7 protein-coding genes and 5 pseudogenes are annotated in these 15,670 nt (G+C 73.0%); 8 read left to right on the top strand and 4 right to left on the bottom strand.

Going from position 1 to position 15,670, the window contains the following annotated elements:
* Window positions 1-108 precede the first annotated feature (108 nt).
* Window positions 109-1,685 (top strand): annotated as a pseudogene (locus tag BM536_RS04860) (phytoene desaturase family protein).
* Window positions 1,686-1,734: 49 nt separating this feature from the next.
* Here BM536_RS04860 and BM536_RS04855 read toward each other — a convergent pair.
* Window positions 1,735-2,541, bottom strand: coding sequence for an SDR family NAD(P)-dependent oxidoreductase (locus BM536_RS04855; protein ID WP_094102570.1), 807 nt, complete (start codon window positions 2,539-2,541; stop codon window positions 1,735-1,737).
* A gap of 142 nt (window positions 2,542-2,683) precedes the next feature.
* Between BM536_RS04855 and BM536_RS04850 the strand changes: the two genes are divergently transcribed.
* The 3 genes from BM536_RS04850 (at window position 2,684) to BM536_RS04840 (ending at window position 6,225) form a co-directional block, all read left to right on the top strand.
* Complete coding sequence (locus BM536_RS04850) at window positions 2,684-3,472, top strand: helix-turn-helix transcriptional regulator (protein ID WP_094102569.1); 789 nt, start codon at window positions 2,684-2,686, stop codon at window positions 3,470-3,472.
* A gap of 78 nt (window positions 3,473-3,550) precedes the next feature.
* Window positions 3,551-4,675 (top strand): NAD(P)H-dependent flavin oxidoreductase, encoded by a 1,125-nt coding sequence (locus BM536_RS04845; protein WP_094102568.1) that lies wholly within the window; start codon window positions 3,551-3,553, stop codon window positions 4,673-4,675.
* On the top strand, window positions 4,672-6,225 hold the full coding sequence (locus BM536_RS04840; protein ID WP_073493369.1) for an acyl-CoA synthetase: 1,554 nt from the start codon (window positions 4,672-4,674) through the stop codon (window positions 6,223-6,225). Before BM536_RS04845 ends, BM536_RS04840 begins: the two co-directional genes overlap by 4 nt.
* Before the next feature lie 19 nt (window positions 6,226-6,244).
* Here BM536_RS04840 and BM536_RS04835 read toward each other — a convergent pair.
* Window positions 6,245-8,489: pseudogene (locus BM536_RS04835) on the bottom strand (penicillin acylase family protein).
* A 642-nt stretch (window positions 8,490-9,131) separates the two neighbouring features.
* Here BM536_RS04835 and BM536_RS04830 point away from each other — a divergent pair.
* Entirely contained in the window at window positions 9,132-10,631 is a 1,500-nt protein-coding gene (locus tag BM536_RS04830) for an acyl-CoA synthetase (RefSeq protein WP_073493371.1), read from the top strand.
* A gap of 64 nt (window positions 10,632-10,695) precedes the next feature.
* Here the strand turns inward: BM536_RS04830 and paaK are convergent.
* Window positions 10,696-11,993 (bottom strand): annotated as a pseudogene (paaK, locus tag BM536_RS04825) (phenylacetate--CoA ligase PaaK).
* A 176-nt stretch (window positions 11,994-12,169) separates the two neighbouring features.
* Between paaK and BM536_RS44710 the strand changes: the two are divergent.
* Together BM536_RS44710 and BM536_RS44705 are read left to right on the top strand one after the other, a co-directional pair.
* A pseudogene (locus BM536_RS44710) lies at window positions 12,170-12,623 on the top strand (alpha/beta fold hydrolase); the annotation flags it as partial.
* Between the two features lie 217 nt (window positions 12,624-12,840).
* Window positions 12,841-13,050: an alpha/beta fold hydrolase gene (locus tag BM536_RS44705; RefSeq protein ID WP_425444603.1), complete on the top strand. Its 210-nt coding sequence runs from the start codon at window positions 12,841-12,843 to the stop codon at window positions 13,048-13,050.
* 16 nt (window positions 13,051-13,066) lie between these two features.
* On the opposite strand, the pseudogene BM536_RS04815 reads toward BM536_RS44705, so the two are convergent.
* A pseudogene (locus tag BM536_RS04815) lies at window positions 13,067-14,679 on the bottom strand (acyl-CoA synthetase).
* A gap of 186 nt (window positions 14,680-14,865) precedes the next feature.
* On the opposite strand from BM536_RS04815, the gene BM536_RS04810 reads away from it, so the two are divergent.
* Window positions 14,866-15,666: a crotonase/enoyl-CoA hydratase family protein gene (locus BM536_RS04810; protein WP_073493375.1), complete on the top strand. Its 801-nt coding sequence runs from the start codon at window positions 14,866-14,868 to the stop codon at window positions 15,664-15,666.
* Window positions 15,667-15,670 lie beyond the last annotated feature (4 nt).

The raw sequence follows: 15,670 nt of genomic DNA, 5'->3' as shown, positions 1-15,670 counted from the left end.
GCTGGGCCGGGCTGGTGTGTGCCTGCCCATCGCGCGGCGCCGCCAAGCGGGGGTGTCGTCCGGCGCGCGACCCTGGCCCGTGCCGATCGCCCCGTGTTACGAAGAACCATGCCTGCACTCGAGGGAGACCCCGGACGTCGCGCCTACGACGCCGTCATCGTCGGTGGTGGTCACAACGGGCTGGTCGCCGCCGCCTATCTGGCGCGGGCCGGGCGGTCCGTGCTGGTGCTGGAGCGGCTGGACCACACCGGGGGCGCCGCGGTCTCCACCCGGCCGTTCGCCGGTGTGGACGCCCGGTTGTCGCGCTACTCGTACCTGGTCAGCCTATTGCCGCCGAAGATCGTGCGGGATCTGGGGCTGGACTTCCGCGTCCAGGGGCGCACCATCTCGTCGTACACGCCGGTGGAGCGTGACGGCCGGGCCACGGGGCTGCTCGTGGGCGGGGGTGAGGCGCGCACCCGGGAGGCGTTCGCGCGGCTGACCGGCGGGGAACGTGAGTACGCGGCCTGGCGGCGCTTCTACGGCATGACCGGGCGCCTCGCCGAGCGGGTCTTCCCCACGCTCACCGCACCGCTGCCGACCCGCGAGGAACTGCGTCGGCGCGTCGACGACGAGGACGCCTGGCGGATGCTCTTCGAAGAGCCCGTCGGTGTCGCCGTCGAGGAACACTTCATGGACGACCTGGTGCGGGGTGTCGTCCTGACGGATGCGCTGATCGGCACCTTCGCCGACGCCCACGACCCCTCCCTCAAGCAGAACCGCTGCCTCCTCTACCACGTGATCGGCGGCGCACCGGCGCCTGGGACGTGCCCGTCGGTGGGATGGGCGCCCTGACGGACGCCCTGGCCGACGCCGCCCGGAGCGCCGGCGCCGTCCTCGCCACCGGGCACGAGGCCGTGCGGATCGACACGGACGGCCGTCGCGCCGAGGTCACCTACCGCACCGCCGACGGCGAGGGCGTCGCCGCCGCCCGGCACGTCCTCGTCAACGCCTCCCCGCAGCGGCTCGCCGCCCTCACCGGCGACACCCCGCCGCCCCCCGCCGAGGGCGCCCAGCTCAAGGTGAACATGCTGCTCGAACGGCTGCCCCGGCTGCGCGACACCTCCGTCGACCCGCGCGAGGCCTTCGCCGGCACCTTCCACATCGCCGAGGGGTACGCCCAACTGGCCGCCGCCCACGCCCAGGCCGCGGCCGGCGACCTGCCCGCCGCCCCGCCGTCGGAGATCTACTGCCACTCCCTGACCGACCCGACGATCCTCGGCCCGGACCTGGTCGAGCGGGGCTGCCAGACACTGACCCTGTTCGGCCTGCACGCCCCCGCCCGGCTCTTCGAGCGGGACAACGACGCCGTACGCGCGGACCTCCTCGAGGCCACCCTCGCCCAACTGGACGCGCACCTCGCCGAGCCGCTCGCCGACTGCCTGGCCACCGACGCCGACGGCCGCCCCTGCATCGAGGCGAAGACCCCGCTGGACCTGGAGCGCGACCTCGGCCTGCCCGGCGGCAACATCTTCCACCGCGACCTGGCCTGGCCGTACGCCCAGGACGGCGCGGGCCGCTGGGGCGTCGAGACCCCGCACGCCAACGTGCTGCTGTGCGGCGCCGGCGCGGTGCGCGGGGGAGGGGTCAGCGGGGTGCCGGGGCACAACGCGGCCATGGCGGTCCTGGAGGACCTCACCGGGTGAGGCGGCCGGGTGAGGCGCCGGTGCGTCGGGGCCCGGGCCGAAGAGGCCTTCAGGACCGCATGCCACCGTCCACGCGCAGCACCGTCCCGGTGACATAGGACGCACGGTTGCTCAGCAGCCACGCCGCGGCCTCGGCGACCTCCGAGGGGTGGGCGCCGCGGCCCAGCGGGGTCTGGGCGTTGAGCCGGCCGACGATCCCGGGGGAGGCCTGCTCCCACGCGTCGATCATCTCGGTCATCGTGGTGCCGGGAGCGATGGCGTTGACGCGGATGCCCTCCGGGCCGTACGTCATCGCCGCCGAGGCGGTGAGGCTGTTCAGCGCCCGCTTCGCCGCCCCGTACGCCGGCAGGGTGGGGTTGCCCATGAGGCTGCCGACGCTGGAGGTGTTCACGATGGCACCGCTGCCCGCGGTGGCCCGGATGGCGGCGATCTCGGCGTTCATGGCCACCCAGGGCCCCTTGAGGTCGACGGCGAGGACGTGGTCGAACTCCGCCTCCGTGAGCTGGTCCATCGGGCCGGGCTGCTGGATCGTCGCCGCGTTGTTGAAGGCGACGTCGAGCCTGCCGTACAGCTCCACGGCCCGGTCGACGGCGGCGCGGACGCTCGCGGGGTCGGCGAGGTCGCAGCGGACGTGGGCGGCGGTGCCGCCCGCCGCCCCGATCTCCTCGGTCACCGCCTCGAGCTGGCTCTCCGTGCGGGCCGCGAGGAGCACCCGGGCGCCCTCGCGGGCGAACAGGCGCGCCGCGGCGGCGCCGATGCCGCGCCCCGCTCCGGTGATGAAGGCGACCTTGCCGGCGAGCAGCCCCGCGGTGGTGGTGCCGGTCGTGCCGTCGGTCATGTGCGTTGCGTTCGTCATGCCGACGAGCCTGCGCCCGGCCGCCCATCCCAGCCAGGCACCGGCGGTACCTGGCTGGGCGGCCGGGCCCCGCGCACACTGGACGCGTGGACCGACGAGAACTGGCCGACGCACCCGACGTGAGCGCATCACCCCCGCCGACGTGGGGCTTCCCGCCGGGCGGCGCCGTCGCACGCCGGGCCTTCGCCGCGAGGAGGTCGCGCAGCTGGCGTACATCTCCACCGAGTACTACACGCGCCTGGAACAGGCCCGCGGCCCGCACCCGTCCCGCGAGGTGCTCGCCCAACTGGTGCGTGCCCTGCGCCTGTCGGACGCGGAGCGCGACCACCTGCACCACCTGGCGGGCACCCCGCAGGGTCCGCCGCCGGGTCCCTCGCGCGAGGTGCGGCAGAGCATCGTCGACCTGCTGCACCGGCTGCCGCAGGCCGCGGCGTTCGTGCTGTCGGCGACGTACGAGGTCATCGCCTGGAACGACCTGGCCGCCGCCCTGATGGAGGACTTCTCCGCCCTGCCGCGCCGCGACCGCAACGTCGTCCGGCGGGCGTTCCTCCAGCAGCCGGCGGGCGGTCGGCGGCTGTACAGCGTGACCGACGCCGACGAGTTCGCCCGCACCGCGGCCCAGCACCTGCGTGCCGCCGCCGCCCGCTACCCCGACGACCCGGAGCTGACCGTGCTGATCGCCGAACTCCTCGACGGCAGTGAGGAGTTCGCCCGGCTGTGGGCCGCCCACGAGGTGGCCGCCCGGCCCACGCTCTGCAAGACCTTCGACCACCCCCTCGTCGGACCCGTCACCGTCAACTGCGACGTCCTGGACATCACCGACCGGGACCAGCGGGTCGTCATCTACACGGCCACCCCCGGCTCGCCGTCGGAGGAGGCGCTGCGGCTGCTGTCCGTCATCGGCACCCAGCGGATGGACGTCGCCCGCTGAGCGTCCGAGCGCCAGGGAATCTGACGGAGTATCAGAAAAGGTCTTCCGTCGTCCGGACCGCTGCGGCATCCTGCGCCCATGCAGACGGAGCTGAGCAACCAACTGGGAGTCGAGCACGCCGTCTTCGGCTTCACGCCGTTCCCCGCGGTGGCGGCGGCCATCAGCCGCGCCGGCGGTTTCGGCGTGCTCGGCGCGGTCCGCTACACCGCCCCCGACGATCTCCGGCGCGACCTCGACTGGATCGAGACGCACGTCGACGGCAGACCCTACGGCCTCGACGTCGTCATGCCCGCGAAGAAGGTCGAGGCCCCGAAGCACCGGACACTGAGCGAGGCCGACGTCGAGGCGATGATCCCCGAGGGGCACCGGCAGTTCGTGCGGGACACCCTCGCCAAGCACGGCGTACCCGAGCTGGCCGAGGGCGAGGCGTCCGGATGGCGGATCACCGGCTGGATGGAGCAGGTCGCCCGCGGTCAGCTCGACGTCGCCCTCGACTACCCGATCCGGCTGCTGGCCAACGCCCTGGGGTCCCCGCCCGCCGACGTGGTGGCCCGCGCCCACGAGCGGGGGGTGCTGGTCGCCGCGCTCGCGGGCAGCGCCCGGCACGCGCTGAAACACCGGGACGCGGGCATCGACATCGTGGTCGCGCAGGGCTACGAGGCCGGCGGTCACACCGGCGAGATCGCCTCCATGGTGCTCACCCCCGAGGTCGTGGACGCCGTCGCCCCCATGCCGGTGCTGGCCGCCGGCGGCATCGGCAGCGGACGGCAGATCGCCGCCGCCCTCGCCCTCGGCGCCCAGGGCGTGTGGCTCGGCTCCCTCTGGCTGACCACCGCCGAGGCCGACCTGCACTCGCCCGCCCTGACCCGCAAGCTTCTCGCGGCCGGCTCCGGCGACACAGTCCGCTCCCGCGCCCTCACCGGGAAGCCCGCCCGCCAGCTCCGCACCGAGTGGACCGACGCCTGGGACGCCCCCGACGGCCCCGGCACGCTCCCGATGCCCCTTCAGGGACTGCTCGTCGCCGACGCCGTCTCACGGATCCAGAAGTACGAGGTCGACCCCCTCCTCGGCACACCCGTCGGGCAGATCGTCGGCCGGATGAACGAGGTCCGCAGCGTGCGGGCCGTCTTCGACGACCTCACCCGCGGCTTCGAGCGGGCCGTCGACCGCGTCAACCGCATCGCAGGAAGGAGCGGCCAGTGACGAGCGCACCCCCCACCGGCTTCTGGGCCCAGGCCACCGAGGACCCCGGCCGTACGGTGCTGATCGCGCCGGACGGCGAGGAGTGGACCGCCGGACGTCTGCACGCCGCCGCCAACCGCCTCGTCCACGGGCTGCGCGCGGCCGGGATGGAGCGCGGCGACGCCTTCGCCGTCGTCCTGCCCAACTCGCCCGAGTTCCTCACCGCCTACCTGGCCGCCACCCAGGCCGGTTTCTACCTCGTCCCCGTCAACCACCACCTCGTCGGGCCCGAGATCGCCTGGATCGTCTCCGACTCCGGCGCGAAGGTCCTCCTCGCCCACGAACGCTTCGCCGACCAGGCCCGCCGGGCCGCCGACGAGGCCGCCCTCCCCGTCACCCACCGGTACGCCGTCGGCGAGGTCCCCGGCTTCCGGCCGTACGCCGAACTCCTGGCCGGGCAAGCGGAGTCGGCGCCCGCCGCCCGGACCCTCGGCTGGGTCATGAACTACACGTCCGGTACGACGGGACGCCCCCGCGGCATCCGGCGCCCGCTGCCCGGCAAGCCGCCCGAGGAGGCGTATCTCGGCGGATTCCTCGGCATCTTCGGGATCAGGCCCTTCGACGGCAACGTGCACCTCGTCTGCTCGCCGCTCTACCACACGGCCGTGCTCCAGTTCGCGGGCGCCTCGCTGCACATCGGTCACCGACTGGTCCTGATGGACAAGTGGACGCCGCAGGAGATGCTCCGCCTCATCGACGAACACCGCTGCACGCACACCCACATGGTCCCGACCCAGTTCCACCGCCTCCTCGCCCTCCCCGACGACGTGAAGGAGCGCCACGACGTCTCCTCCATGCGGCACGCCATCCACGGCGCCGCGCCCTGCCCGGACCATGTGAAGCGCGCGATGATCGAGTGGTGGGGCGACTGCGTGGAGGAGTACTACGCGGCCAGCGAGGGCGGCGGTGCCTTCGCGACCGCCGAGGAATGGCTGAAGAAGCCCGGCACGGTCGGCAAGGCCTGGCCCATCAGCGAACTCGCCGTCTTCGACGACGACGGCAACCGGCTGCCGCCCGGTGAACTCGGCACCGTCTACATGAAGATGAGCACGGGCGGCTTCAGCTATCACAAGGACGAGGCGAAGACCCGCAGGAACCGCGTCGGCGACTTCTTCACCGTCGGCGACCTGGGCTGCCTCGACGAGGACGGCTACCTGTTCCTGCGCGACCGCAAGATCGACCTGATCATCTCCGGCGGCGTCAACATCTACCCCGCGGAGATCGAGTCCGCCCTGCTCGCGCACCCCGCCGTCGCCGACGCCGCCGCCTTCGGCATCCCGCACGACGACTGGGGCGAGGAGGTCAGGGCCGTCGTCGAACCGTCCCCCGGCCACGAGCCCGGACCCGGACTCGCCGCCGACCTCCTCGCCCACTGCGCCGACCGGCTGGCCGGCTACAAACGGCCCCGCAGCATCGACTTCATCGCCGAGATGCCCCGCGACCCCAACGGCAAGCTGTACAAACGGCGGCTGCGCGAGCCGTACTGGGAGGGCCGCACCAGGCCGGTGTGAGGGTCACCGGCGGGGAGGGTCACCTGTGGTCACCGACCCGGACGACCCGCAGGGCGGGCGAGGACAGGATGTCCTTCTCGCAGAACCGGGACGTCACCCACCTCTCCCCCGAGAACAACCGGGTCTGGTCGTCGTGGTGACGGGAAGCCGGGTTCGAGGACTGCGAGTACGTCAGCAGGGTCCGGGCCACCGGGCAGCGGCCGCCGTTCCAGCCGACGGCCTGAAGGTAGCTGGAGCCGGTCGACACCTCGGTGTAGCCGCCACCCGCCGGGTTCCACACGGACTCGACCTTGTTCCAGACGCCGAGGGACTCGGTGCCGCCCGGCACGGGGATGCGGGTGCCGCCGCGGACGACGAACTGGTGCTCACCGAGTGGGGAGTCGAGCGGGATGTTCGCGGCACGCAGTTCGGCGACCGCGTCCGCGAGGGCGGTGGCGAAGGCCGGCGCGTCCGTGTTCAGCGTGTGCGGTGTGCCCACCGGGTCGGCCGCCGAGAACGGCACCTTCCACTGCTGGGCCGCCGGGAACCTGCGCCAGAAGCGGTCGAAGAGCAGCGCTCCCCGGCTGCCGGTGTCGGTCGTGCGGTCCCAGGCGGCCAGCACCCCGCAGGCCCCGCTCACGTCGACGGCCTGACCGCCGCTGCCGGTCGCCGTGCCGCCCGGCAGTGCGGCGCAGGCCTTCGCCGCGTCCGCGGCGGCGAGGTCGGCGGCCGGCACCCGGTTGGTGTACTGCTGCCGTTGCAGGTCGCGCACGGTCAGGCCGCCGCGGTCGGCCAGCGCCGCCACGTCCTCCAGCGCGCCCCGGGTGCGCAGGGAGCGCGCGGTGCCGATCGTGCCGAAGACCCGCTGGTAGCCGGTGAGCGGCCGGTCCGCGTTGGCCAGCCAGGCGCTGTCGTTGGAGTTCTCCGCGTACGGCGCGTCCCGGAGGGTGGGCAGCGCGGCCGGCCCGAAGATGCCGGGCTCCACGGCGTCACCGTCACGGCCGAGCGCGCAGTCGCCGCGCGAGCCGTCCAGGACCGCCACACCGGACGCCGGGTAGGTGGCCCGGCCGAGCGGGGTGGAGCAGCGCTGTGCCAACTCGTCGGTGATGCGGGGGAGCACCTGGGACTGGGTGAACAGGGTGTGGCCGCCCGAGTCGGCGGCGATCGTGTTGACCCACGGGAGGCCCTGCGTGCGGCGCAGGGTGCCGAGGACGTCCGCCGTGCTGCGGGCGGTGCCGAAACCGAGGGCGGTGTCGGAGGCGCGGAGGTTGGTGGAGTTGGGGTCGTTGAGGGCGTACGCGGTGGTGGTCGTCCAGGGCAGCGGGAGGCTGCTGCCGAGGCCGGTGACCACCGGGCCGTAGCGCGTCCACCACTGGGTGCGGGTCACCGGGGTGCCGCCCCGGACCGCGACGTCACCGAGCGCTTCGTCATGCGTTCGGGCGCGCCGTCGACCAGGTAGACCGTCGGGTCGGCCGGGTCCAGTGCGAGCTGGTGGAGGTTGAGGGTGACGCCGGTGGCGACGGTGTGGCTCCAGGCCACGTGCGCGTTGTGGCCGATGGACACGGTGGGCGTGCCGAGCAGCGAGGCGCCGGCCACGTCGAGCCTGCCCGGGATGGTCTGCTGGGACTGCAGAAGCGGCGGCCGCCCTGCCAGGGGTAGTGCGGGTTGCCGAGCAGCAGTCCGCGGCCGTTCGCCGTGGTGGAGCCGCCGAACGCCACCGCGTTGGAACCCATGTCGGCGGAGTCGGCGGCGAAGAGCTCGCCGGCGGCGCGGGCGGTGCGCGCGGGGTCGGGGGCGGTGCCGGACGGTGTGGTGGAGCCCGTGGTGGGCGGCTGCGCGGCCGTGATGCCGTCGACGGCCCGGCCCTGGCCGCCGAGGACGGCGAGCGCGTAGCCGCGGGCGGCCACGTCGAGCGTGGTGATCGGCCGCACCCAGGCGGCGCCCTCGCAGGTGGGGTCGGTGATCCGGTTCTGCCGCAGCCAGGCGTTGTACCCGGCCGCGTAGCCCCGCATCAGCTCCTTGGCCGTACGGCTCGGACCGGCGGGCGCGGGCCGCGCGAGCAGGCGCTCGACGGTGCCGGTCTCGCGGACCCCGCGGAAGTAGAGGTCGCTGGAGAGGTTCCTGGCGGCCGAGGAGAGCGAGAAGTCGGTCGCCGCGTCGGGCCCGAAGAACCGCGAACGCTCGCCGCGCACGGTCACGAAGCCGTCGGCGACGGTGCACACCTGGTCGGCGGCCTGTGCCCAGCCGGTGCCGAAGCCGAGGTCCGCGTGATCGCGGGCGAGGATGTGCGGGATGCCGTACTCGGTGTAGCGGATGACGGCGGACAGGCCGCGGCGGAGGGGTGTTCCCCGCGGCCGCGGTCGTCGGGCCGGTCGGCCGCGGTCGCCGGGAGCGTGCCCGTCGCGGCGGTGAGCAGGGCGACGGCGGCGACGACGATTCGTCTCAGGCGGGTGCGCATCGTGCCTCCCAACATCATCGGAGGAAGAAGCGGTTGAGCGTACCAGCGGGTATGTTCCGCGTCAGGACGGTGCGTCGAGTTTGAGCGGGATCAGGACTTGCTCCCGCTGCCCGGCGACCTCGGCCTCGTAGGAAGGAAAGGTGTCGACAACAGCCGTCGCTGATCGTCCGTCAGCCGTACAAGTGCCCTGCGCCGGGTGGCGGCTCCCGCGGCGAGCCCCACCGGGACCGCCGGTGCGTGGGCGTCCGCGACGGCGACGATCCGCCGCCGCCCGTCCCGCTCGACCTCACGCCGTTCCGGAATGCCCTTTCGGCGGCCTCCGTTCTCGGCGACGACATCCGCGAGGAGACCGTCGTCTCCCTCATGGGCGTCCCGGCCGACGGACCGGGGTGGGCGGCGAGCCGGACTGACCCGCCCGGGTGTGCCGGTGACTTGACCTGCCCGGGCGGCCCGCCGAGGATCATGTGCCATGACGCCCGGACACGGCAGCACCGTCGACGGGGTGCTGCGCCGCAGTGCCCGACGCACCCCCGCGCGCGTGGCGGTGGAGTACCGCGACCGCACCTGGACCTACGAGGAACTCGACGAGGCCGTCTCCCGCGCGGCGGGTGCCCTGCTCGGCCAGGGACTCGTTCCCGGCGACCGGGTCGGCGCCTACGGCCACAACTCCGACGCCTACCTCGTGGCGTTCCTCGCCTGCGCCCGCGCCGGCCTGGTCCACGTCCCCGTCAACCAGAACCTCACCGGCGACGACCTCGCGTACATCGTCGGCCAGTCGGGCAGCACCCTGGTCCTGACTGATCCCGACCTCGCCGAACGCCTCCCCGGCGGCGTACGGACGCTGCCGCTGCGCGACACCGACGACTCGCTCCTCGCCCTGCTGGCCACCGCCCCCGCCCACGACGGCCCCGAGCCACGCGGTGAGGACCTGGTCCAGCTCCTGTACACCTCCGGTACGACGGCCCAGCCCAAGGGCGCGATGATGACCCACCGCGCCCTGGTCCACGAGTACCTCAGCGCGATCACCGCCCTCGACCTGAGCGCCGGCGACCGCCCCGCGCACTCCCTCCCGCTGTACCACTCGGCGCAGATGCACGTGTTCCTGCTGCCGTACCTCGCCGTGGGCGCCACCAACGTCATCCTCGACGCGCCCGACGGCGACCGGCTGTTCGACCTGATCGAGGCGGGCCGCGTCGACAGTCTCTTCGCCCCGCCCACCGTGTGGATCGGCCTCGCCAACCGGCCCGACTTCGGCACCCGCGATCTGGGCGGGCTGCGCAAGGCGTACTACGGGGCGTCGATCATGCCGGTGCCCGTCCTGGAACGGCTGCGCGAGCGCCTGCCGAAGCTCTCCTTCTACAACTGCTTCGGACAGAGCGAGATCGGCCCCCTCGCCACGGTCCTCGCCCCCGACGAGCACAAGGGACGCATGGACTCCTGCGGACGCACCGTCCTGTTCGTCGACGCGCGCGTGGTCGACGAGAACGGCGCGGACGTTCCCGACGGGACACCCGGCGAGATCGTCTACCGCTCCCCGCAGTTGTGCGAGGGCTACTGGGAGAAGCCCGAGGAGACGGCCGAGGCCTTCCGCGACGGCTGGTTCCACTCCGGCGACCTCGCCGTGCGCGACGCCCACGGCTACTTCACGATCGTCGACAGGGTGAAGGACGTCATCAACTCCGGTGGCGTACTGGTCGCTTCGCGCCAGGTCGAGGACGCCCTCTACACGCACGAGGCCGTCGCCGAGACCGCCGTGATCGGCCTGCCCGACGAGAAGTGGATCGAGGCCGTCACCGCGGTCGTCGTCTCCCGCGGCGAGGTCACGGAGGCCGAACTGGTCGCCCACGCCCGCGAGAAGCTCCCCGCGTTCAAGGCCCCCAAGCGGGTCGTGTTCGTGGACGAACTGCCGCGCAACGCCAGCGGGAAGATCCTCAAGCGGGAGCTGCGGGACCGCCTCTCCGGCGCGTAGCTCCCGCTTGAGGCTCTTCCCCTCGTCACCCGAGCGGACGCAGGTCCACGGTCCGCGGGATCGGTCACCCGCGCGGACGCAGGTCCACGACCCGCCGGATCTTCCCCACCGACCGCTCCAGCGACTCCGGGTCCACGACCTCGACGGCGACCGAGACACCGACACCGTCCTTCACCGCCGCGGCGATCGCGCGGGCGGCCGTGTCACGGTCCTCGGGCGTGGCGTCCGGGCGGGCCTCCGCGCGGACGGTGAGGGCGTCGAGGCGGCCCTCGCGGGTCAGCCGCAGCTGGAAGTGCGGGGCGACTCCCGGTGTGCGCAGCACGATCTCCTCGACCTGGGTGGGGAAGAGGTTCACCCCGCGCAGGACGATCATGTCGTCACTGCGCCCGGTCACCTTCCGCATCCGCCGGAACACCCGCGCCGTGCCCGGCAGCAACCGGGTCAGGTCGCGCGTCCGGTACCGGATCACGGGCATCGCCTCCTTGGTGAGCGAGGTGAACACCAGTTCACCCTCCTCGCCCTCCGGCAGCACCTCGCCCGTGAGCGGATCGACGATCTCCGGGTAGAAGTGGTCCTCCCAGATGTGCAGCCCGTCCTTGGTCTCCACGCACTCCTGCGCCACTCCGGGGCCGATCACCTCCGACAGCCCGTATATGTCGACCGCGTCGATCGCGCACCGCTCCTCGATCTCCCGGCGCATCGCCTCCGTCCACGGCTCGGCACCGAAGATCCCCACCCGCAGGGAGGTGCCGCGCGGATCAACGCCCTGCCGCTCGAACTCGTCGAGCAGGGTGAGCATGTAGGACGGGGTCACCATGATGATCCCCGGCCGCAGGTCCTGGATCAGCCGCACCTGGCGGGACGTCATGCCGCCGGACGCGGGGACGACCGTACAGCCGAGCCGTTCGGCGCCGTAGTGGGCACCCAGACCGCCGGTGAACAGGCCGTAGCCGTAAGCCACATGAACCGTGTCGCCGGGCCGGCCGCCCGCCGCCCGGATCGAGCGGGCCACCAGGTCCGCCCACAGGGACAGGTCGTTCTCCGTGTACCCGACGACCGTGGGACGGCCGGTGGTGCCGCTGGAGGCGTGGATCCGGCGACCTGCTCGCGCGGCACGGCGAACATGCCGTACGGGTAGTTCTCGCGCAGGTCCGCCTTGGTGGTGAAGGGGAACCGGGAGAGGTCGGCGAGGTCGCGGCAGTCGTCGGGGTGGAGGCCCGCCCGGTCGAACGCCTGCCGGTAGAAGGGCACATGGGTGTAGGCGTGCCGCAACGTGGCCCGCAGTCGCTCCAGTTGCAGCGTGCGCAGCGCGTCCGGGCCGAGCCGTTCGCCCTCGTCCCGCAGGTCCCTCGCATCCGCCACGGACGCCTCCCTCGCCGACTGTGCCGACCGCGCCATCCGGACGACCGATCATTCGGTCGTCGCCTCACGGATCATTGATCCAGACGTACCCCGGTGAGGCAAGAGACCGGGCCGCACTTTCCGGACCTCCGGGAACGCCGTTGCGTCCACAGCCGCCCGGCGCCGAGGATCAGCGCATGCCGATCTTCACCGCGCCCGACGGAACCGCCCTCGCCTACCACGTCCGGGGCGAGGGCGAGCCCCTCGTCGTCCTGCCCGGCGGGCCCATGCGGGCCTCGGAGTACCTGGGCGACCTCGGCGGCCTCGCCGCCCACCGCCGCCTGATCCTGCTCGACCTGCGCGGCACCGGCGGCTCCGCGACCCCGGCGGACCCGGCGACGTACCGCTGCGACCGGCAGGTCGAGGACGTGGAGGCGCTCCGCGCCCACCTGGGCCTGGAGCGGATGGACGTCCTGGCGCACTCCGCGGGCGGCAGCCTCGCCATGCTCCACGCGGCCCGCCATCCCCGGCGAGTGAACCGGCTGGTGCTCGTCACGGCCATTCCCTGGGCCCTCGGCCGGCCCGCCACCCCGCAGGAACGGCTCGCCGCGGCGCGCCTGCGCGCGGCCGAGCCCTGGTTCGCGACGGCCTTCCCCGCGTTCGAGGCATGGGTGACCGGAGCGGCCGGGGAGGACATCGACTCCGAGACCGTCGACGCCTTCTTCTACGGCCGCTGGGACGACACCGCCCGCGCCCACGCGGCAGCCGCGGACCAGCAGACCAACGACGACGCGGGCGATCGCTTCCACGACCCCGCCGCCTACCGACCCGCCCGCCCTGCGGCGCCCTGGCCCACGTCGACACCCCGGTGCTGGTGCTCGCCGGCGAGGTGGACGGCGGACCCCGCCCCGAACTGGCCCGGCTCGTCGCCGACGTCTTCCCGCGCGCCGAGTTCGCCGTGCAGCCGGGAGCCGCCCACTACCCGTGGCTGGACGACCCGCAGTGGTTCACCGCCCGCACCGAGGCCTTCCTCACCGGGACCGGCACCGGCCTGCGCCCGCCGCCGACGGCAGGATAGGGCGGGCACCCCGGCCTCACCCGTCCGCCGCCACCGCCACCTCCCGCGCCCATCGGTAGTCCGCCTTGCCGCTCGGCGAACGGCGGACGGACTCCGTGATCACCAGCTGGCGCGGGATCTTGTACCCGGCGAGGCGGGCACGGCAGTGGGTCTGGATCTCGTCCAGGGAGGGCCGCGGCGCGCCCGTGCGCAACTGGACCACCGCCGCCACATGGCTGCCCCAGGTCGCGTCCGGCACCCCCGCCACCAGGGCGTCGTACACGTCGGGATGCGCCTTGAGGGCCTGCTCGACCTCCTCGGGGTACACCTTCTCGCCACCGGTGTTGATGCACTGCGAGCCCCGGCCCAGGACGATCACCACCCCGTCCGCGTCGACCGTGGCCATGTCACCGAGCAGCACCCAGCGCTCGCCGTCCTTCTCGAAGAAGGTCTCGGCGGTCTTCACCGGGTCGTTGTAGTAGCCGAGGGGAACATGGCCGCGCTGGGCGACCCGGCCCACCTCGCCCGCCGCGACCGGTTCGTGCGTGACGGGGTCGACCACCCGCGTGCGGGAGTTGACGCGCACGCGAAAGCCGCGCTCGGGCCCGGAGTCGTCGGTCGCGGTGCCGTTGAAGCCGGACTCCGAGGAGCCGAAGTTGTTGAGCAGCACCGCGTTCGGCAGGAGCACCCGGAACTGGGCGCGGACGGTGTCCGACATGATCGCCCCGGACGAGGAGACGCTGAACACCGACGAGCAGTCCGTGCCCTTCAACGGGCCCTGGAGCGCGTCGATCAGCGGCCGGAGCATCGCGTCGCCGACCAGGGAGATGCTGGTGACCTTCTCCTTCGCCACGGTCCGCAGCACCTCCTCGGGCACGAACTTGCGGTGCACGACCACACGTTGGCCGAAGAAGAAGCCGATGAACGCGGTCAGGGTGGAGGTTCCGTGCATCAGCGGGGGAGTGGGGAAGAAGGTGATCCCCGACCCGCCGGCCGCGACCCGCTCGGCCAGCTCCTGCGGCTTCCTCACCGGCTCCCCGGTCGGCGCCCCACCGCCCAGACCGGCGAAGAACAGGTCCTCCTGACGCCACATCACCCCCTTGGGCAGCCCGGTGGTGCCACCCGTGTAGATGATGAACTGGTCGTCGGCCGAGCGCGGCGGGAACCCGCGCCCGGGGGCACCGCGCGCCTCGCGTCCGCGAAGGGAAGGGCCGAGCGGGACGCCTGTGGGTCCGCCCCCACCCGGATCAGGTGCCGCAGCTCCGGAACCTGCGGCAGGGCCCCCGCCACCCGCTCCGCGAACTCCGTGTCGAAGACCAGCGCGACCAGATTCGCGTCCCGGTAGAGGTGGACCAACTCCTCTTCGACGTAGCGGTAGTTGACATTGACCGGCACGATCCGCGCCTTGAGGCAGCCGAGTACGGTCTGGAGGTACTCCACCCCGTTGTAGAGGTGCAGCCCGAGATGCTCGCCGGGACGGACACCGCTGTCGAGGAGGTGGTGGCCGATCCGGTTGGCCGCCGCGTCCAGTTCGGCATACGTCAGCCGGCGTTCCGCGCCCGTGCCCGGGTGGTCGACGTACACCAGGGCCTCGCGGTCCGGCACCACGTCGACGACCGACTCGAACAGGTCGGCAAGGTTGTACTCCACCGTTCCTCCTGATCTCGGACGGGTCTGGCTCCGCTGACGGTTGCCGGTCATCAGAGCAAAGGGCGCCCCAAGGGGGAAGGGCCCTCACCAGAAAATCTGACTGTCTGTCAGAAAACCCTTGAAGTGCCATCCCCACTCCTGCAACCTGTTCTCGTTCTGGACGTGGCAGGCAGACGGGAGACGGCCGTGGGCGGTACGGAACACCTCACCGTGCGGCGTGAAGGCGCCACACTCGTGCTCACCCTCAACAGGCCGGAGGCGAAGAACGCGCTCTCACCGGCCATGCTCGTCGGCCTCCACGACGGCTGGCTCCAGGCCGACCAGGACGACTCGGTCCGCTCCGTCGTGTTCACCGGCGCGGGCGGCACCTTCTGCGCCGGCATGGACCTCAAGGCCCTGGCCGGAGAGGGCATGGAGGGCGAGCAGTACCGTGACCGGCTCAGCGCCGACCCCGACCTGCACTGGAAGGCGATGCTGCGCCACCACCGCCCCCGCAAACCCGTGATCGCCGCCGTCGAGGGGTACTGCGTCGCCGGCGGCACCGAGATGCTCCAGGGCACCGACATCCGCGTCGCGGGCGAGTCCGCCACCTTCGGCCTCTTCGAGGTGCGCCGCGGCCTGTTCCCGATCGGCGGCTCCACCGTCCGCCTGCCGCGCCAGATCCCGCGCACCCACGCCCTGGAGATGCTGCTCACCGGACGGCCGTACACCGCGCGCGAGGCCGCCGCGATCGGGCTGATCGGCCATGTGGTCGCGGACGGCACGGCCCTGGAAAGGGCCCTGGAGATCGCCGAACAGGTCAACGCCTGCGGCCCGTTGGCCGTCGAGGCCGTGAAGGCGTCGGTGTACGAGACCGCCGGGATGACCGAGACGGACGGCCTCGCCGCCGAACTCGCGCGCGGCTGGCCGGTCTTCGACACCGCCGATGCCAAGGAAGGCGCCCGCGCCTTTGCGGAGAAGCGGCCACCTGTCTACAAGCGCGCCTGACGAG

This window comes from Streptomyces phaeoluteigriseus (genome assembly GCF_001896135.2).
In the GTDB taxonomy this organism is placed as follows: Bacteria; Actinomycetota; Actinomycetes; order Streptomycetales; family Streptomycetaceae; genus Streptomyces; species Streptomyces phaeoluteigriseus.
The sequence above is the reverse complement of the archived record's forward strand: the minus strand, read 5'-3'. Positions and strand labels throughout refer to the sequence as shown.

What these genes read in the sequence shown, in the direction of transcription:
- BM536_RS04855 (WP_094102570.1), bottom strand. Translation starts at nt 2,541, where the DNA reads ATGACGAACGCAACGCACATGACCGACGGCACGACCGGCACCACCACC.
- BM536_RS04845 (WP_094102568.1), top strand. Translation starts at nt 3,551, where the DNA reads ATGCAGACGGAGCTGAGCAACCAACTGGGAGTCGAGCACGCCGTCTTC.
- BM536_RS04830 (WP_073493371.1), top strand. Translation starts at nt 9,132, where the DNA reads ATGACGCCCGGACACGGCAGCACCGTCGACGGGGTGCTGCGCCGCAGT.